Source organism: Methanoculleus sp. UBA303 (assembly GCA_002501655.1).
GTDB lineage: Archaea > Halobacteriota > Methanomicrobia > Methanomicrobiales > Methanoculleaceae > Methanoculleus.
Genome location: DANY01000009.1, coordinates 1 through 19,428, shown reverse-complemented (window position 1 = coordinate 19,428; position 19,428 = coordinate 1). Strand labels below are relative to the sequence as shown.

15 protein-coding genes and 1 pseudogene are annotated in these 19,428 nt (G+C 61.0%); 9 read left to right on the top strand and 7 right to left on the bottom strand.

Annotated features, from left to right (window positions below):
- Window positions 1-129: 129 nt before the first annotated feature.
- From BP846_RS01960 to BP846_RS01935, 6 genes are all read right to left on the bottom strand, one after another.
- On the bottom strand, window positions 130-1,749 hold the full coding sequence (locus BP846_RS01960; protein ID WP_292392366.1) for a PAS domain S-box protein: 1,620 nt from the start codon (window positions 1,747-1,749) through the stop codon (window positions 130-132).
- Window positions 1,750-2,014: 265 nt separating this feature from the next.
- Complete coding sequence (locus BP846_RS01955) at window positions 2,015-2,695, bottom strand: small multi-drug export protein (RefSeq protein WP_292392365.1); 681 nt, start codon at window positions 2,693-2,695, stop codon at window positions 2,015-2,017.
- 45 nt (window positions 2,696-2,740) lie between these two features.
- Entirely contained in the window at window positions 2,741-3,184 is a 444-nt protein-coding gene (locus tag BP846_RS01950) for an FAD synthase (RefSeq protein ID WP_292392364.1), read from the bottom strand.
- On the bottom strand, window positions 3,181-3,552 hold the full coding sequence (locus tag BP846_RS01945; RefSeq protein WP_292392363.1) for a Mov34/MPN/PAD-1 family protein: 372 nt from the start codon (window positions 3,550-3,552) through the stop codon (window positions 3,181-3,183). The genes BP846_RS01950 and BP846_RS01945 overlap by 4 nt, the downstream gene beginning before the upstream one ends.
- Before the next feature lie 107 nt (window positions 3,553-3,659).
- The gene (locus BP846_RS01940) at window positions 3,660-4,556 is read right to left on the bottom strand and encodes a fasciclin domain-containing protein (RefSeq protein WP_292392362.1); all 897 of its coding nucleotides are present in this window, start codon (window positions 4,554-4,556) and stop codon (window positions 3,660-3,662) included.
- Window positions 4,557-4,812: 256 nt separating this feature from the next.
- The gene (locus BP846_RS01935; RefSeq protein ID WP_292392361.1) at window positions 4,813-6,237 is read right to left on the bottom strand and encodes a dihydropteroate synthase-like protein; all 1,425 of its coding nucleotides are present in this window, start codon (window positions 6,235-6,237) and stop codon (window positions 4,813-4,815) included.
- Window positions 6,238-6,280: 43 nt separating this feature from the next.
- On the opposite strand from BP846_RS01935, the gene BP846_RS01930 reads away from it, so the two are divergent.
- The 8 genes from BP846_RS01930 to BP846_RS01895 all read left to right on the top strand — a co-directional run bounded on the left by BP846_RS01930 (window position 6,281) and on the right by BP846_RS01895 (window position 16,478).
- The gene (locus BP846_RS01930; RefSeq protein WP_292392360.1) at window positions 6,281-6,946 is read left to right on the top strand and encodes a PHP domain-containing protein; all 666 of its coding nucleotides are present in this window, start codon (window positions 6,281-6,283) and stop codon (window positions 6,944-6,946) included.
- On the top strand, window positions 6,943-7,746 hold the full coding sequence (gene truA / locus BP846_RS01925; RefSeq protein ID WP_292392359.1) for a tRNA pseudouridine(38-40) synthase TruA: 804 nt from the start codon (window positions 6,943-6,945) through the stop codon (window positions 7,744-7,746). The genes BP846_RS01930 and truA overlap by 4 nt, the downstream gene beginning before the upstream one ends.
- A gap of 707 nt (window positions 7,747-8,453) precedes the next feature.
- Window positions 8,454-9,371 (top strand): glycosyltransferase family 2 protein, encoded by a 918-nt coding sequence (locus BP846_RS01920; protein ID WP_292392358.1) that lies wholly within the window; start codon window positions 8,454-8,456, stop codon window positions 9,369-9,371.
- Between the two features lie 36 nt (window positions 9,372-9,407).
- Entirely contained in the window at window positions 9,408-10,487 is a 1,080-nt protein-coding gene (wecB, locus tag BP846_RS01915) for a non-hydrolyzing UDP-N-acetylglucosamine 2-epimerase (RefSeq protein ID WP_292392357.1), read from the top strand.
- Between the two features lie 19 nt (window positions 10,488-10,506).
- Window positions 10,507-11,880, top strand: coding sequence for a nucleotide sugar dehydrogenase (locus tag BP846_RS01910; RefSeq protein WP_292392356.1), 1,374 nt, complete (start codon window positions 10,507-10,509; stop codon window positions 11,878-11,880).
- 73 nt (window positions 11,881-11,953) lie between these two features.
- Window positions 11,954-13,162 (top strand): glycosyltransferase family 4 protein, encoded by a 1,209-nt coding sequence (locus BP846_RS01905; protein ID WP_292392355.1) that lies wholly within the window; start codon window positions 11,954-11,956, stop codon window positions 13,160-13,162.
- Window positions 13,147-14,334, top strand: a complete 1,188-nt coding sequence (locus tag BP846_RS01900; protein WP_292392354.1) for a prenyltransferase/squalene oxidase repeat-containing protein — start codon at window positions 13,147-13,149, stop codon at window positions 14,332-14,334. The genes BP846_RS01905 and BP846_RS01900 overlap by 16 nt, the downstream gene beginning before the upstream one ends.
- The gene (locus BP846_RS01895) at window positions 14,331-16,478 is read left to right on the top strand and encodes a bi-domain-containing oxidoreductase (RefSeq protein WP_292392353.1); all 2,148 of its coding nucleotides are present in this window, start codon (window positions 14,331-14,333) and stop codon (window positions 16,476-16,478) included. The genes BP846_RS01900 and BP846_RS01895 overlap by 4 nt, the downstream gene beginning before the upstream one ends.
- 629 nt (window positions 16,479-17,107) lie before the next feature.
- On the opposite strand, the gene BP846_RS01890 is transcribed toward BP846_RS01895, so the two are convergent.
- Window positions 17,108-18,319 carry an archaeosine biosynthesis radical SAM protein RaSEA gene (locus tag BP846_RS01890; RefSeq protein ID WP_292392352.1) on the bottom strand — a complete coding sequence of 404 codons (1,212 nt, stop codon included), beginning with the start codon at window positions 18,317-18,319 and terminating at the stop codon, window positions 17,108-17,110.
- 531 nt (window positions 18,320-18,850) lie between these two features.
- On the opposite strand from BP846_RS01890, the pseudogene BP846_RS01885 reads away from it, so the two are divergent.
- Window positions 18,851-19,428: pseudogene (locus BP846_RS01885) on the top strand (phenylacetate--CoA ligase family protein); the annotation flags it as partial.

Sequence of the window (19,428 nt, the reverse complement as noted above, 5' to 3'; positions counted from 1 at the left end):
GGGGAGAGGCTGACGGGGAGGGGACGAAGGCCAGATATGGTCTGTTATTTTGGAATCGATGTACTAGGGCAGAATCGCCATCCGCAGGAGGCCGAAACCAGCCAGCGCGACAGACGCATGCAGGACCCCTCAGGAGTACTTCCGCCAGAACATGGAGAGTTTCCTCGACTCCGCCCAGCGTTCGTCGAGCTGATCGATGATCGTGTTGATCCGCTGCACCTGCTGTCGGATCTTCTCCGTCGCCTCAGCATCGTCGATCAGCTCGGCACGCCCCATGATCGCCTGGAGTGGGTTCCTGATATGGTCGGCAAGCAGGGCAAACTGCTCCATGTTTCGTTCGACTTGAGCGTAGGCCTTTGATTTCAGGTCCTCAATCTCTTTCTGGGCGGATATGTCCCGGGCGACGGTGATGATCCTCGCGACCTCGCCCTGCTCGATGATCGGGATCCGCATCTCCCGGAGGGTCACGGTTCGGTCGCCGAACCTGAAAGACCGCTCCGACGTCAGTGGCCGCCCAGTCCGTATAACACGCTCATACTGCTGCCTCACGGAGGGCGGGAGGAACGGCAGGACGATAAAGAGGTTCTTCCCGACAACGTTCGTTGCGAGCCCGAGTTCTTCGCACCAGGCGATGAAGGCGTCGTTTGCGAGGAGGAGAGTGAGCCCGGTATCGACGACGGTGACGGCGTCGGTGATGGCGTCAAGGACGATCTGGTAGAGGTTTTCGGACTCCCGGAAGATGTACTCAGACTGCTTCCGGTCGAGTGCGCTCTCGATGATATGGACGGTCGCATGCAGGAGCGCGATGTCCTCGTTCGTGAACCTGGCGCCTTCGGTGTTCCGGTCAAACCCAACAAAGCCAACGACCGCTTCTTTCAGCCGGAGGGGGACCATCAGCGCCGCGGTAACGCCGTGCCGCTTCAGAAAATCGCGCTCCTCTCTCAGCGATCGCCTCTCCCCGGACACTCCGTCCACGAGCACGGTCTCGCCCTCCAGGGTCCGTACGATCCACCAGGGGAGATCGCTCGTGAGAAACTTCTGGAACTCTCCCCGGCGGGGTTTCTGCCCCGGCGCGCACCATTCGTGCGTTGTGCCAAGGAGTGTCCTGGGATCGTTGAAGAGGGAGAGATAGGCCCTGCACGCCCCGCACGCGCGGCCGAGATCCTCAAGCGACTCGTCGATCGCCGGATCGATCCGCGTGGGATCCATGAAACGTGCGGGCATCTCCGCGACAGCCCGCTCGAGGCTGCGACGGCGACCGGGCGCATCCTCTATATCCCGTTGCAGGGTGACATCGATGCAGAAGAGGAGGAGCCAGATATCGTCTGTCTCGGGGTCATGGACGGTGCTGACCGAGATCCGGACGTCAAAGGGCGACGAGTCCCCTCGCCGGGCGACGACCATCCCGCTCCACCGCCCGGTGGAGAGAGCGTGGCCGATGCAGGCCGGCCCCTCTCCCCAGGAGAGCCAGAGGAGATCCACGGGTTTTCCAACCACGTCCCGTAAGTCATACCCCCACATGGCAAGCAACGATGTGTTGGCGAAGACAATACGCCCCTCTTGGTCGACGATACAGATCCCGGAGAGCGAGGTCTCGATCACCTGCCGCAGCATCGCAGCAGTAACGCCAGAGGTCTCGGCCGGGATCCCGACGGCGACAGAACCCTCTCCTCTCCGGTAGTCCCGATTGCTTCCCTGTTGCCCTGGGGGTTCGCAGCCGGCGAACCCCTTCTCCGTATACGGTTCCATATCCGATCGTCCTGAGGCAGCACACCGGATCGCAGCCCTTCACCACTCCAGGTAGCCACGCGCTGCCGCTCTCCGGATAACTTGCCCGGAAAACCCGGAGCGGATTAGGTTGATCAATCCCTCGTGTCATATATCATCTTTTCCATTTGAGTTGCGGTGGCCCCACACCGGAGGAGGGCAATCAGCCGGTTTAATGTCGGGATGGAGACCGCAGGGATCGCCCCTGCCCGGGCCGCCTCCTGAGCCCGGGGTATATCCCCGGGCGTCAGGTGTTCGTCTTATGCTCCCGCCAGTAACTCCGGTACATCACCAGGAGTGCGGTCCCGACCAGGAGGAAGACGATGACCGATACCCAGGGCCCGGCTCCCGTCGGGATGAGGTTCGCGATACAGTCGATGCCAAGGGCGACGGCAAAACTGCCGATGATGCCCCCGATGGTGATGCAGGTGAGAACCTCAATCTTCGTCATCCCAAGCATTCTCCCGACAACGGAGCCGACGATGCTCCCCGACCCGTCAAAAGGAATGCTTACGAAGATGATGAGACCGATGAAGTAGAGCCGTTCAAGCCACGGCCGCCGGTCCAGGAAGGCCCTGCCCGCCGCCACGAACTGCCGGACCCGGGGACCGACATAGGGGATGCGCAGGACCAGCGGGAAGTTCCAGGCCATGAAGAGTCCGCCGGCGAAGTCCAGGAACGCCAGGGCAAGCGCGATCAGCCACCAGGGTATGCCAAGAAGGATGCTGACCGGAATGATCGTCTCCCGTCCAAGCGGCGGGACGACGTAGGCGACCATCATCCCAATGAGCAAGAGCCACTGCTCTACCGGGAGGAAAAGCCCCACGGCGGCAAGGAAGACACCACAGAGCAGGAACGGAACTGAGATCTTCAGCCAGCGGATCCGGCCATCAGCCCCGTCATCGTCCCATACACCGGTCTGCCGCATGAGCCGCTGTCACCTGTGGGTAGGCCCGCCGTATGGAACCCGCAATCACTCCTTCTCCCCAACAGGAGGGGGGGGCCCCCGGGTCTTCAGGATATGCTCAACGATCTTTGATGAACTCGCAAGCGGGCCGGGATATCCGGCTATCCTGGCGACGTCAGCGTTGAGCCCGCGGCTCCGGAGCCTCTGCCGCAGGTTCTCCTCGTCAAAGTGCTGGTTAAACCCAAGCGTGATGATGTCCGGTCCAATCTCTGCAATCGGCCTGAACATATCATGGAGATCACCGAGGAACGCATGGTCGACCGGCTTTAACGCCTGGACCATTCGGAGCCTTTGATCCTCCGGGAGGATCGGTCTCGGCTTATGCTTTACGTTCGCGTCCCGTGCCACAATCACAGAGAGCTCGTCACCGAGTTTCCGGGACTCTTCAAGGTAGTAAAGATGTCCGGGGTGGAGGATATCAAACGTGCCCGTTGCAACCACATGGATCATTCGACCACCTCAAGGCGAGCAGGGCTCCCGTCCGCTCGGTAACTTCGCCAGTCCCGCTCTCCGTAGGGATACCCGACGATGACATGATACCGCCCCACCGTGGGGAAGAACCTGAGATCCGCCGACGACGGCGAGAGGACGCCGTTGGGGTGGCTATGGGCGCTGCCGGCCTGGTGGATGTCCAGCGGGAGCATATCGATGAAGAACGAGGAGCTCTCTTCGCCGACGATGGTGCCGGGCACCAGGTCGAGGTCCCGGATGATGCCGTCCTGCTCCCGCAACACGGCAACGAACTCATTCGGGTGATGTTCCCGCCCAAGTTCGAAGAGCATCGAAAGCAGATCCCTGCTGATCCCGCGTATAGCCATTCTACTGAAGAGTAGGGGGGAAGTAGACATAAGTCCTCGCGTTCGGCATGAGCACCCGGCCGGAGCATTCGACCCGCCGGGAACATGGAGAAAAAAAGGGGGATCGCTCAGGGGATGACTCGCCCTGCCGGCGGGGCCACCGGAGTCTGGTTCTTCACCGGGGTCACGTTCGGCGGCGCGAGACCCGGCGGCACCAGGACCGTATCGATGATATGGACGACGCCGTTCCCGGCAGTGAGATCGGGTGTGACGATCGTAGCATTTCCCACTGTGAGATTGCCGTCGGCCATGCTGATGGAGAGGTTATCCCCGGTGAGCGTTGAGAGAACCGTCTCGTTCCCGGTGGTGTTTGCCTCCGTCATCAGGTCTTCTGCTGTATAGGCCCCCTTCACCACGTGGTGCATGAGCAGGGTGTCCAGCACCTCCGTGTCATTGAAGAACCCTGCAGGGGTCTCGTTGCCGAGAGCCTCGAAGGCGGCATCGTCGGGAGCAAAGACTGTATACGGCCCCCCGGTAGCAAGCACCGTCTGCGCGAGACCGGCCTTACCGACAGCCTCCGTAAAGAGGGTCAGATTCTCATTTCCCGCGACCAGGTCGGCCAGCGTCGCGTTCGTCGGCTCCTCCCCGGGGGTTGCGTTCCCGCCCAGAACGACCATCATCCCCTCCGGAACGACAATGATGACGCCCTGCATGGGCGTCCGCTGCTTCGAGGCGTTGAGCGTACAGCCGTACGGGTAGGTCCCTGTATCAGCGAATGTGTAGTTGTATGTCTTGTTCTGCTCTATCGGCCCGGAGTCAAAGATCCCTCCCGTGCTAGTGACGGTATGGCTCACCGGGTCATAGTTCGTCCAGGTTACCGTTGTATTACCCTCTACCGTGAGCGAGGCGGGGTAGTACGACCCGCCACGTATATCGACGTCGGCGGTCGCCGCCTGGACAGGCAGGGCAACGAGACCGATGACCAGGGCTGCTATGAGCCCGAGTATGGCTGGATTCCTTCTCATGCAGTTTCACCACGCTTATGAACTCTGGCAGGGAGGGCAGCCGGTTCCCCGGATCCAGACCCTGAAATACGCCTCAAATCTATGGCGGCTCATGATACCGGTGGTACCCGCCGGAATGTTGCGGCACCGCCCCTACTGCCACGGGCTGAGAAATAACATCGATATTATATAAATATTGTTATACCACGAGAACGAGCCGAAATCCCCGGCGAAGCCCGGCTCTCCCCATCACGAAAAAAGCGCGGGATCGGGCTCCTCAGAACGGCCCATCCTGTTCGAAGCTCCTCTGCAGCCGGATGGCAAGTTCGGCCTTGAAGAGCTCTTTTCCAAGGTAGGCGGCGTGGTCGAGCCGGGAGAGGCTCCCGTTCACGAGGAGTGTGTAAAAGACGTCTTCCCAGCGCCTCCCCCGGACGGCACAGTCCCGGTGCACCGCCACGATACAGTCCCCCTCGATGCCGATGCGGATGCACCCGAGGGGATCGTAGGTGATCTCATCCGGCACGGGGTACGCATCCATGATACTGTTATACTCAAGCGGCGGTTCGCGCCGCCGCCGCTTCTCTTTCAGTACCAGAAGGTCGAGCCCCAGGTCTTTGGGGTACGGGCGGTCGGTCATCAGCGCCATCATATCGGTTGCCCGCCGCATCTCCGCCACCGATCCCCGGGTCTTATCGCTGTGCTCGCTCGTGAAGACGACGGCTGCGCCGACCTCGTACGCCATACCCGCAAGCAGCGCATTCGCACCCGTGGAGTCGGCGTCCAGGAGTTCAACGACGTTCCCGGCCCCGAAGAAGAGTGGACAGGATACACCCGGGAACCCCGAGAGCGAAGTGACGAGCCCGGAGCCCACCGGCTGGAGGAGGGGGTCGGCGATCAGGCAGGAGATCCCGGCCTCCTCTGCCGCCACCAGGTTCTCTTGAAGCGTCCGCTCGCGCGGCACCACGACCGCGGCCGCCCCGGCATCCGCGACCGCCTCTCCGACGACCGGGATGTTTCCTTCGTGCAGGGAGAGCACCAGGTCAGCACGGAAGAGCGCCGCCGAGATGAGGAGAGGATCCTGTGTATCGACCGCCAGGGGGCCTTCGATATCCGCGAGAGTTGAGAAGCATCTCCTCACGTCCTCGGCGGTCGCGTCGAAACCGAATCCCAGGTCCACGATGTCGGCCCCGGCGGCAAAGAACCGTCGGACCTCATCGACCAGGTCGTCGCGCTTGTGCGCGTCCATGATCTCCGCAAGCACCTTCATCCTTGAACTCCCGCCGATCTTTCTGCCCCGGATAATGAACTCAGAGTCCGCCTCTGCTTCACGGAGCGCCAACTGGCGGCAGGCCTCTTTGCGGCGTGTCTCTGCGAGGAAGTCATCGGCAGGGACCGTCTTTGAGAGCCGGACGTGATCGAGCACGCCGAGGACCAGCGAGAGGTCAGCGGCATGCCGCGGGCCCCGGTAGACCGGGACGCCGGTGTCGCGTTCGACGTCGGCAAAGGATGCGGTGCACATCCCTGAGACGATCGCCATATCGTAGTCGCGGCCGCGAAGCAGCCTCTGGAGGTCCCCGGGCGCAAGGAACGATGCGATATCGCCGGTGACCACCACATCTATCTCGTAGCGGTCGCTGAATCGCTCAGCCGCCGCCTTCACGATTGCGACCGTTGCCGATCCGGTCGGGAGGAGAATGCGCATACACTTCAATTATTATCCAACAGGTGACAAATAATCTGATCTCATGCTGCGGTGCGATCTGCATGTCCATACCAGGTTCTCCAGGGACGGAGAGAGTAGTGTGGAGGAAATCCTCCGGCGGGCGGAGGCGGTCGGCCTCGATGCCATCGCAATCACGGATCACGACACGGTGGAAGGTGCCCGCTACGCCCTCCAGTGCGACACCTCCGTGACCGTGATCCCGGGAACCGAGATATCGACACGACAGGGCCACCTGCTCGCTCTCGGGGTCACGGAGCCCCTACCGGCAGGGCTTGACTTCCTCGATACCGTCACCCTGGCCCGTGCTCGGGGAGCCCTGCTGATCCTCCCGCACCCTTACCACCGCTGGCGCCACGGCGTCGGGAGGAGACTTGCGGCCGGTATCGGAGCGGTGGATGCGGTGGAGATCTTCAACAGCCGCTACATCACCGGGTCGGCGAACCGGAAGGCCGCGGTCATTGCACGGAGACTCGGGAAGCCCGGCGTTGCCGGGAGCGACGCCCACAACGCTCGTTACGTCGGGTTCGGGGTCACGTACGTCACGGCCGAGCCGAATGCGGCCTCCATCCTCTCTGCGATCCGGGAAGGGCGGACGATGGCAGGAGGGAGGATGACCCCGCTGCACACCTACACCCGCCAGTCCATCAAGGGCGCTCTCCGGAGGATTCGACGAACGGTACAGCGATGAACCTGGCGTTCCGCTTCTCGTACTTCGGGGACCGTTTCTTCGGCTCGCAGATGCAGCCTCTGCTCCGTACCGTGGAGGGCGAGTTCATCGCGGCCTGCAAGCGCCTGGACCTCTTCGATGACTGGCGGGAGGCGAACTTTGTCACCGCCGGCCGCACCGATCGCGGGGTGCATGCCCGGGGTCAGGTCTGCTCGTTCCAGACAGACAGGGTGGACCGGGCGATAGGGGTACTGAACCAGGTGCTCCCGGCCGACATCTGGTGTACGGCGTGGGCCGGGGTGTCGGACGAGTTCCACCCGCGGTACAGCGCCGCATCGAGGACCTACCGCTACTACTTCTCCCCTGCACCGGGCGACGTCGTCGCCATGCATGAAGCGGCACAGGAGTTCGTCGGGCGGCATGACTTCTCGTCGTTCTCCCGCGCCGGCGACCGGAACCCCGAGCGGAGTATCCTTGCGGCACGGGTCTTTGAGGACGGACCGTTCGCTGTCTTTGAGGTGACGGGGGAGAGTTTTCTCTGGAACATGGTCCGGTGCATGGCGACAGCGCTCGAACGGGTGGGGAGGGGCAAGGCGGGTGCCAGGGAGATCACCCGGCTCCTTACAGGACCGGCAGAGCAGAGACTCCCTGCCGCTCCTCCCGAGGGGTTGGTCCTCTGGGATATCGGTTACGCGGTCTCCTTTACGCCACTCCCTATCGACGAGAAGAGCCGCCGGTATCTTGTCGACCGCCACCGCTACCACATCCTCATGACAGAGGTGTCCACGCTCCTTGCACCAGGAGAGGAGTTGCCGGAGTGATCCGCCCTGCCGACCGTATAAGCACCGGCGACCTGCATAGTTTGATATAATATTTCCGGATGCGGCAATAGAGGAGCAGAGACAATCAGGAAACGGGTCCTTCTCGTTATCGCTGTTTTAAAAGGATCCGGCCGCAGACGATGAATCTTCCAAAGGCGGTGCGGCAGGGTAAATCAAGCTTCCTGCCCGTCACTCGAGAATACTACACTTAATCTTTTCGAATAAAGACACACAATAAGGCTGAACTCCGCCGGAATCACGGCCTCATGACCATCCATCATCGCGCAATACGAGATATTACATCTTATTTCTTGATCGGGAATATTTAATTAGCCAGATAGAGATTTAGAGGCATCCCAGTCAATAATAAATAATTTACTTGTTTGATTTGTTAAACAGATAAGGTTAATAATAACCTATTAATATATGCCAGCACAGTCCCGTTTCAGTACGTCAAGAGGGGAAAGTGGATGTACGACAAGGATCCGGTTCGGGCGAGACCACCCGCTCACCTGGAGGGGTGGTTCGCCGAAGAGACAACTGTGCCATTGCCACAGTACATAGATGCAGAGACAGACAGATGGATCGAACGACATATACCCCGGAGTATCGGGCAGGAGAGCCCTATAGATATTCCGGCTCTCCACTGTGAGGTTCAGGAGCAGGTCAACCCTCTGCGGACGCCGGCGGCCCCCGGACACCGGTGGATGGTGAATGAGACCACCGATGCTACCGCCATCCCGTCCCGCCGGTCGGGCAGGATGAGAACCCTTGCGGCGATCCCCTGTTTCAACGAGGAGGTCGCTATCGGCTCGGTCGTCCTGATGGCCCGGTTGCATGCCGACGAAGTTCTTGTGGTAGATGACGGGTGTACGGACGGCACCGCAAAGGTTGCCCGGGATGCCGGAGCGACCGTCATCTCTCACGGAGCACAGATGGGGAAAGGACGGGGCATAAAGAGCGCTCTCCGGTATGCAGTCGATCAAAACTACGACTGCCTGGTCTTCATGGACGGAGATGGTCAGCACAACCCCGGGGAGATACCCCTCCTGACCGAGCCGATCCTCGCCGATACCGCCGACCTCGTCATCGGGTTCCGGACCTTCGATCAGATGCCCTTTTACCGGAGATTTGGCCGGGCAGTGCTTGATATAGTCTCGAGCAACGGCTACTCGATAACCGACTCGCAGTGCGGGTTTCGGGCGCTGAACAGGAGAACCATGGAAGCGATGCTCAACACACTGAGGAAGGATGATTTTTCGACCGAATCGGAGATGCTCCGGGCCGCTCAGGAGAATCACCTGCGAGTCGGGGAGACGCCGATCAACTGTAAATATGGTGATTTTGATACATCCACAAAAAATCCCCTATCCCACGGAATAGAGGTGCTCGGATCGATATTCTGGCTCACCGTGGAGAAGAGGCCTCTCTTGCATATCGGTCTCCCGGGGCTTGCCGCGATCCTCGCGGGCATGTTTCTCCTTCTTCAGTTTCTCCGGGGATTCAGTGAGACAGGTCTCGTCCAGATCGGGCAGGGCATGCTTGCATCGCTCCTCCTGATCCCCGGGACCGTTGCTCTCATGGTGGGCCTGATGCTCGCCCTTATTGCAAGGCTGCGGGAGTGAGAGAGTGAGAGATACAACGCAGAGGAGGAGCGCACAATGATTGGAATAATACTCGGCACACGGCCGGAGATCATCAAGATGTCTCCCGTCATCAGGGAGTGCGAGAGGAGATCTCTCGACTACTTTATCCTTCACACAGGACAGCACTACTCCTACGAGATGGACCGGCTCTTCTTTGAGGAACTTGAACTCCCGGACCCCGACTACAACCTCGACGTGGGCTCCGGAACCCAGGCCGGCCAGACGGCGAAGATCATGACCGGCGTCGAGGATGTCCTGGTGAAAGAGTCGCCCGACCTCGTCCTGGTGCAGGGGGACACGAACACCGTCATGGCCGGGGCTCTCGCCGCATCGAAACTTCATGTGCGGGTCGGGCACATCGAGGCAGGCCTTCGGAGTTTCAACCGCTGGATGCCGGAGGAGATCAACCGGGTACTTACCGACCACGTATCGGATTACCTCTTTGCCCCGACAGAGAACGCCCGGGAGAACCTCCTCGGGGAAGGCATTGCTGATGAGAGGATCTGCGTGACCGGCAACACCGTCGTCGATGCGGTCTACCAGAACCTCGACATATCGAAGAGAAAAGTCAACGTCCTCAAAGACCTCGACCTCGAGCCCCATGAATACTTCCTCGTCACCGCTCACCGGCAGGAGAACGTGGACAACCGGGTGCGGCTCAAGGAGATTTTGAAAGGGCTTGAGGGGGTGCAGAAGGAGTTCTCCTTACCGGTCGTCTTTCCGGTTCACCCGAGGACCGAGAAGCGGATCAAAGAACTGGGTATCGGGGTAGACGGATTAAACCTCACCAAACCCTTTGGGTTCCTTGAATTCCTGCAGTTAGAGTCGCAGGCGAAACTCGTGCTGACTGATTCCGGTGGAGTCCAGGAAGAAACCTGCGTTCTCGGCGTTCCCTGCGCTACGATGCGCTACGATACGGAACGACCCGAGACGCTGGATGTCGGATCGAACATTCTGGTCGGTGCCGACTCAGGGAGGATCCTTGAAGGGGTCCGCTCCGCGGTCACCTGGAAACGTGGCTGGGAGAACCCCTATGGGGATGGAATCGCCGGAAAAATGATCGTCATGGTCTGTGCAGCAGCACGATCCCAATGATCGCACGAGGAAGATACACATGAAGATCTGTGTACTGGGATTAGGATACATAGGATTGCCGACCGCATTGCTGTTTGCTGCTCACGGGGCGGATGTTGTGGGTATCGATGTGAAGCAGAGCGTGGTCGATTGCCTGAATCACGGGAACCTCCCGTTCAGGGAGCCGGGGATCGAGGACCTGTACCGCGAGGCAAAAGAACGGTTTGTCGCCAGGACCGAACCTGAGGCTGCGGACGTATTCTTGATCGCCGTGCCGACGCCGCTCGACCCGGCAACAAAGGTCTCCGACCTATCGTATGTCAAGAAAGCAGCCGGATCGATCGCCCCCCACCTCAGTGAGGGGGACCTGGTCATCCTCGAATCGACCGTCCCGCCCGGAACAAGTGAACGGGTCGTCATCCCCAGGCTTGAGAAGAGCGGCGTCGCTGTCGGAGACTTCTTATATGCCCACTGCCCTGAGCGGGCAATCCCCGGGCGGACCTTACATGAGATGACAGAGAACAGCCGCATCATCGGTGGGTATGACCGGGAATCCACCGATCGGGCGACCTCCATCTACCAGACCTTCGTCCGCGGGCAGATATACCAGACCGATACGCGGACAGCGGAGTTTGTCAAACTGATGGAGAACACCTGCCGTGACGTGAACATCGCGCTCGCGAACGAGTTTGCTCAGCTCGCCGAGGAGTGCGGGATCAACGTCTGGGAGGCCATCACGCTTGCAAACAAGCATCCACGGGTCTCCATCCTCAATCCCGGGCCGGGAGTGGGAGGACACTGCATTGCCATCGATCCCTGGTTCCTGACCGAGAACTCTACAAGGTGCAGGATGGTCTCCACGGCACGGGAGGTCAACGATTCCATGCCGAACTACGTGTTGCACATTGCCCGCAACCTGCTTGCCGGCGCCAGGGATCCTACGATCAGCATCTTCGGCGTTGCCTACAAGGGCAATATCGGTGATATCCGGGAGAGCCCGGCGTTCAAGTTCATTCAACTCGCTGAGAACGAGGGGTATGCTGTCAGGTGCCACGACCCGTATGTGGAGAAGTTCCCCTACCCCCTCGTAGATATGGCGGATGCCGCGACCGGGAGCGACTGTATCGTCGTACTCACCGATCACGATTGTTTCCGCGCGATCGACCCGGCAGGGCTTCGGATGAGATCGAAGTTCGTCATAGACGCGAGGAATATACTCGACCATGAGAAGTGGACCAGCCACGGCTTTGCCGTCCGGGTGCTAGGTGACGGTTCATCGGTGCAGCCGGTGCCTCTTGGCGAGATCATGCCCCCGGCAGGCCTGTATTCCACAGACACAGCGCGGACTATCGCATCCCCATCACCCCCGTCTATTTCTCTGCTCTCTCCAAACGGGCGGGGGGACTTCCTCTAACCCCATAGTTTGGCAAGGGAGGAAGCAACAATCAGCCTCCGCGAGACCACAATCAGACATTACGAGGAGTTGCATGAAACGGGTATGTATCATATCACAACACTTCCCACCGGAGAAATCAGGAAACGCATCACGTATCTATGATACCGCCGTGCATCTTGCGAAACTGGGTCTTGACGTGACCGTGGTTGCCCCTCACCCCACGTTTCCCGCCGGTTCGTTCCCACGCACCTGGCAGCGGTCGGACGTGCAGGAGGTTGATGGCGTCCGGGTTGTACGTCTCTGGACATGGCAGCCGGGCTCCGGGGATCCGGGGTTTGCAAGCAGGATGGCGTATTACCTCCTCTTCCCGCTCCACACTGCGCTCTGGCTTCTTTTTGCCCGGAGCCGGTTCGACGTGATCGTCACGTCTGCACCCCCTCTCTTTACCGGGATCCCGGGGTACGTCCTGAAACGGGTGTCGTCGGTGAAGTGGATCCTCGATATCCGAGACCTCTGGATTGACGCATCGATAAGCCTTGGTTTCCTGCAGGAGGGGAGCATTTACGAGAAGTTGAGCCGGAGGTTCGAGCAGATGTGCCTCTCGCGGGCGGACCTCATCGGCGTCACGACAGAAGAACTCGGGCGGAGGATCTCGTCGCGCTACCAGGTCACGACTCCAATGGAACTGATGCCCAACGGCGTCAATACCGAATTCTTCCGCCCCACAAACGGCGGAAAGAAGCGACAGATCATCTACGCCGGCAACGTCGGGCATGCCCAGGACCTCGATAAGGTGGCTCTCGCCGTCAAGTCGATGAACGGCACCTACAACCTGAAGTTCCTCATCGTCGGCGACGGCGACACGAGAGAGCACCTCGAGCGGCTGGTGAAGACCGAGAACCTGACCGACTCGGTCATCTTTACAGGCATCCTTCCACGCGAGGAGATCCCGCGGCTGCTCTCCGAATCGCTCCTGGGGGTGGCGCCCTTAAAGAGACTCGCGAACCTCGAGTATGCTGCTCCCACCAAGGCCTACGAGTATATGGCATGCGAGCTACCCTTCGTCGGCTGCGGGGACGGCGAGATCGCCCATCTCGCGGAGGAGTCGGGTGCCGGGGTCATCGCCGGCAACACGCCGGAGGCGATCGCCGCGACACTCTCCTCACTCCTGGACGACCCGGGGAGGATGGAAGAGATGGGCCGCCGGGGGCGGGAGTACGTCGCAGAGCACTACGACCGGAGAGCGGTCGCCCTGAAACTGAAGCAGCATATCGAGAGGATGACATGGACGAGCGCCTGACGTCGCTCCTCGCCCGTGTCACCGGGACGGTCCGGGAGCTCGCCGTCGTCGACGGCGAGACCGCGTACATCCGCGATCCGGTCTTTCCGATCATCCGGAACCGCGTGCATGCCGAGGTTTGTAAGGCGATGCTTCGCGCGGGCGGCGACCCGCTCGTGGGCCCGATCCTCGACTACGTCGCAGGGTGCCAGAACCCGGACGGGTCCTGGAATGAGGTTCACGTCAACTACAACGAGCCCTCGGCTTTGATCACCGCTTTTGTCGGTGATGCGCTGCTGGAAGCGGCGGACCGGTACCCGCACGAGGAGGCCCTCCGGAAGGCCCGGGACTTCGTCCTCGCATCCGAGAAGCGCCCCGGATATTTCTTGAAGTCCGCGCAGTATACCGCCGACCACTTAAACGTCGATGCCTCCTGCGGGGCGTTCCTCGCCCGGTATGCGGAGCGATACGGCGATGAGGAGGCCCGTGCGGCTGCCCTGCGGGCGGCGGAGAACGTCGTCGGGCACCAGCGGGATGGCGTCTACCCCTATGCCGTCGACAGGGGGACCTACCCGTACGTCTTCGACCTCCCCTGCGTGCACTACCAGGGAGTGACCATGTACTACCTTGCAAAGATGAACGAGGTGCTTCATGACGACCGGGTCGACCGGAGCCTCGTGGAAGGCGCCCGGTGGCTCGCGGCCGCCCAGCGTCCCGACGGGAGGTTCGACTGGTCGAAGAGCGGCCTCTCCTTCGCCTACTACCTCTCCGGGGCGTACGCGTTTGCCCAGGCATCCTTCGTCTACGCATCCCGGATGGACGACCGTTACCGGGAGCATGCCGACCTCTGCCTCGACCGGCTCGAAGAGAGCGTGCAGGGGCTCGCACTCCGGTGGGAGCCGGGTTCCTGGCCCGGCCTGCTCCCGTCCGTCACCACGGCAGCGAGGACGGCATCGCTCGGGGAATACCCGCTCGGGCACCGGGCGTTCCGGTTCGGCTACGGCATGTACCGACAGGTTGCCCGCAGGCGGTACAGCGAGGCCGTGGAGACGCGGTCCTTTGAGGTCCTCTGCCGGCTGCTCGGGATCAGGTCATCGACCGTGGAGCCGTCGAGGAACTATCCCGATCTCTTCATGACGTCGGAGATGCTCGATTGCCTCAGTCAGTCGGCAATATGGGGGGATTACACATGAAACAGGTATTACTCGACCTGCAGTCAGGGTCTATCCAGGTGGAGGACGTTCCCGTCCCCACCGTAACGAGAGGGGTCGTCGTTCGAAACGCCTACTCCCTCATCAGCGCCGGCACAGAGTCGTCGCTGATCAACCTCGCAGGGCAGTCGCTCGTCGGCAAGGCGAAAGCACGCCCTGACGACGTGAAGAAAGTTCTCCAGAAGATCGGCACGGACGGTCCCCTCTCGGCATACCAGCAGGCAATGGGCCGACTCTCCAGACCGGAGCCGCTCGGCTACAGTTGTGCCGGCACGGTGGTGACGACCGGAGCCGACGGCTTTGAGGTCGGTGACCGTGTCGCCTGCGGCGGGGCCGGGCATGCGGTGCACGCCGAATACGTCTCGGTGCCGAAGAACCTCTGCGTCAGGATCCCCGACGGTGTCAGTTTCAGGGAAGCGGCGTTCACGACCGTCGGGTCGATCGCGATGCACGGTGTCAGGAACGCTGAGGTCACGGTGGGCGAGAACATCGCGGTGATCGGACTCGGGCTGATCGGGCTTCTCTGCACCCAGATCCTCAAAGCCGCGGGGTGCCGGGTCATCGGGATCGATATCGACCGGGAGAAACTCTCGCTCGCCGCGGACCTCGGTGCCGACGTCGTCTCGAACTACGACGGCCTCTCCGAGAGAATGAAGGCCTTCTCGCCGTTCGGGGCGGATGCGGTCATCATCACCGCGGCCACCCGGTCAAGCGCCCCCATCGAGGCCGCCGGCCGCCTGGTCAGGGATAAGGGCAGGGTCGTGGTCGTCGGGAACGTGGGCATGAACGTGCCCCGCGACATCTTCTACGAGAAGGAGGCTGAGGTCGTCGTCTCCCGGTCCTACGGCCCCGGGCGGTACGACCGGAACTATGAGGAACGGGGGATTGACTACCCGATCTACGTCCGGTGGACGGAACGGAGGAACATGGAGGCGTTCTTAGAACTGGTGCGACAGAAGAGGATCGATCTCGACCGCCTGATCACCCACACCTTCCCGCTTGATGACGCGCCGGAGGCCTATAACCTCATCAACACAGGAAAGGAGCGGTTTATCGGGGTCCTCCTGCAGTACAGCCCGAACGGTGCGGGTGCCTCCGGCACCGTCACCCGCCTCCCGGAACCGGAGACGCGGAGGCGGGAGGTGCCGGCCGGAGCCCGGACGCTCGGGTGTATCGGTGCCGGGGTCCACGCCCAGAGCGCTCTCTACCCCTGCCTCCCGGGGCTCCCGGTGAACCTCGCGGGGCTTGCGACCGCGACCGGGCTCTCGGCGCAGACGGTCGCGAAGAAGTACGGGTTCTCCTACTGCACCACCGACTACCACAAGATCCTCGACGACCCCGGGATCGACGCTGTGATGATCGCGACCAGGAACGACCTCCACGCGCCCATGGCGATCGATGCGCTGCGTGCCGGAAAGGATGTCTTCGTAGAGAAGCCGCTTGCGACCGATATTGATGGGCTTCGGGGGATCGCCCGGGCCTGGAACGAGTCCGGACAGCGGCTGATGGTCGGGTTTAACCGACGTTACTCCCCGCTTGCGCGGAGGATGAAGGAGTTCTTCGGGAACCGGGCTACGCCGATGGTCCTGCACTACCGGGTCAACGCCGGGCAGATCCCGCCCGAGCACTGGGTGCACGATGACGAGCAGGGCGGCGGCATGCTGATATCGGAGTGCTGTCACTTCATCGACTTCATGCAGTACATCACCGGGGCACGGCCGGTCCAGGTCTATGCCCGGGCCATCGAGCCGACCGGGACCCTCCGGAAGTACGACAACTTCCAGGCGACCCTGACGTTCGACGACGGGTCGATCGGCACCGTCACCTACACGACGCTCGGTGACCGCTCTTACCCGAAGGAGACCGTCGAGGTCTTCTGCGACAACGCCGTCGGGAGGATCACCGATTTCCGCGACCTCGAACTCCGGCGGGATGGGAAGGCGTCGCGGGAGAGGCGGTGGCTCGCCCAGGACAAAGGGTTTGCCGAGGAACTCCTGGCGTTCGTGAAGGGGGAAGAACCGGACTTCGCCGGCAATGTCGCGACAACGCTTGCAACGTTCCGGGCCTGGGAGTCGATCGATACCGGGGTTCCCCGGGATATCGACCTCGCGCAGGTCGGGCTCTGACATAGTTCAACTATTTTTTGTGATGCTACAGGTGGATGCGTTTGCGGCCTTGATAGCAAGGTCACCTAAAAAGCCTCTGCCGAAGAGGGACATCTCCTCCCTATCCTTCCCCGAGGCGAGATGCCCGACTTCAGTCCACCAGAGAAATGTAGGGTCTATCAAGGGACTGGAAAGGGTCCTCTTGGTACGGCAACTTGCCAGAAGTGTGATGGCACGGGGGTATAAGAACATCGTAAAAAGGACTTGATTGGGACCGAGGGTCTTGCTACCTGCACCTTAGGAGCGCAGGCCCCGGGAGGAGCACCTGTCGTTCTTCGGAACATCGAAAACCCCATCCACGGCTTTCCCCTGCTATCACCACGCACTGCCCCCGCTCCTCAGGGGTGGGGTGAGGGGACTATTACTATGAAGAGGAGAGAGGCAGGCCCAAAAGTCCTGGATGCAGACAACTGGCAACTCCCACTTCAGCCAGTCGTGACCCGAAGACCTCCAGCCTTCTCTAACTCAGAACGATCCGCCCACCGCACCTTCGGCCAATCACGCAAAAAAAGCGCACGGGAACCGGCCGGGCCTCGCACCCATCCGGCTCCCACCGGGTTCACAATGGAGGTGTGATCGGCAGGGGCCGCCTAGACCGCGGATACCCTTGCCTGCCGGAGGTATGCAAGCTGTTCGCGGATCCTCTCCGGGATCGTGCGGAGGTCTTCCGCCAGAGTAGCCTCCTTCCACCCGTCATCCCGGCACGAGCAGTCCAGCCCTTCGAACTCCGCCACATCGAAACTGCAGTTGTAGCGCTCGATTGCCTTGATGATCGCGGCATCGCACTCCCCGCAGTTCCGGGCCCAGTCGAGAGACTCGACCGAGTAGGTCCAGGGGCTGACGTAGACATGGGCACGCTCCCCGAACCGCTCCTGGCACTGCTGCAGGAGGTCGATGAGGCTCCAGAGCCACGGCGGCCGGTAGAGGTTATTCTTCCAGAGTTCGTGCACGACGGTGTTCTTCTCGACCGTCGTCACCTCGAGGTCCACGTAGTCGATCCCGCGGGATACACAGTACGAAATTGTCTGCAGGACGTCGTCTATCGCCTCCGCCTCGGTGAGGAACGGCGGCTTAACAAGGAGGAGCGGCTTTGTCAGCACACCCATACTCCGCATCCTTGAATGGAAGAGATCAAAGTTGTTGGCCGAGAACCCTTTGTTGATACAGAGGTTCATCACCTGCGGGTCTGCAGACTCAAACCCGAACGCCACTTCGAGCTGCCGCCCATTCAGGGCTTTCCTCATCCTCTGCACATGCTCGTCGGGCGAGTAATCGATCCTCGATTCAACGACCACCTTCTTGATATTATGGTAGCCGTCGATATATGAGCAGATCTTCTCGATGGCGGCTACCGGCATCTCGCGCTCGTTAAAAATGTTTCCATCGTTGTATATCGAGACGACCGGGTAGTCCCCCAGATCGACGGCATCCATCACGTACTCGAACTGTGCGACGTACTCCTCTGCCGAGACCGTCCTGCCCCGGGATGTCGCACAGTAAAACCCGCACATAGTGCATCCCCCGGTCTTCTCGACCCACTCACAACCCGTTGAACGGAGGAAGATGATCAGCCGCTTGATGGGCTGATCGTCAAGATGCCCTATCCGCTCCTCCCAGCCGATGGGAACGGTGAAGTCGAGGTTTCCCGGGGCGGATCCATTCTGCCTGCGCAGCCCGCCGGCCAGTGTCCGTATCTCGTCCAGAACGTTGTTCTCAGCCGGGAGACCCGTGAAGATCTCCGCATTGCTACTGCTATCAGGTACGGCCTTTTCTAGAATAATTATCCCCCCTGTACCGGGCATGCGCCACCATATCGGAGGTGCACAGTCCCGGCGACTGTCGCCTTATCTTACCAAGACATACCCCTGATAGGCTTTTGCATATTTATAGTTTACCCAAACAGTCCCGTCATCGGGTTGTGTTTGCCAAACGGTATTCTATGGCAGGAAATACGAGGAATCAGACTGGTCGTTGAAAGGGCCGGGATCTGCGCCTCACCCTGCTCCTTCGGACGGGCCATCCATATAGCCATGGAACCCCGATTCCCTATGGAGCCCATGACAGCATGCCAATTTTTATATATGTTGTTCAGGGGTATACTATCCCGATGCACCGGGTAACTTTGCCCGCCGGGGATCGAGATCCCGGGGAGGCCGCCCGGGTGCGCATCGCCGGTGAGAGATGCTCCGGTGAAACGCCGGGGGTGTTGAAGAGGAGTGCAATGTTCCGATAGGGACGGAGCACGAGAAGGCCGAAGGCCTTTGAAGAGACGGCGTAGTGATGCCCCTCTGGTATGTATGATGGAAGAATACGTGAGAAGAGGAGAGAACAGGATGGCATGCCTGGGAGAGAAGGTCTGCGACCGGGACTCGTTCACGACAAGAGCCCTCGGTATCCTTCCTTCCTATAACATCTACAAAAAGACCTACACCCTTCTCCAGCAGTCCCGACAGTGGAGCCGGGAGGAACTCGCGGCCTACCAGGCACGGGCGCTCTCGCGCCTGCTCGACCACGCCTACGAGAACGTCCCGTACTACCGTCGGGTCTTCGAGGAGCGCGGCCTGGTTCCCGGGGATATCCAGACCCCGGAAGACCTCGCCCTCCTCCCCTTCCTGACCCGGGAAGACCTGCAGAAGAACCTTCCCGACTTAAAAGCCCGGAATTACCCCGAGACGGCCTTCGAGTATGTCACCACCGGTGGTTCCACCGGCATCCCGGTCGGGTTCTACTACGAGAAAGGGGCTTCCCGGGCACGGGAATGGGCGTTCATGAAGACCCAGTGGGACCGCGTCGGCTACCGCTTCAGCGACCGGTGCGTCGTCCTCCGGGGGTATATCGTCGGATCCGCAAAAAACGAGATCTTCTGGAAGAAGACGCTCTTCGGCCGCTGGCTCCTGATGTCCTCCCACCA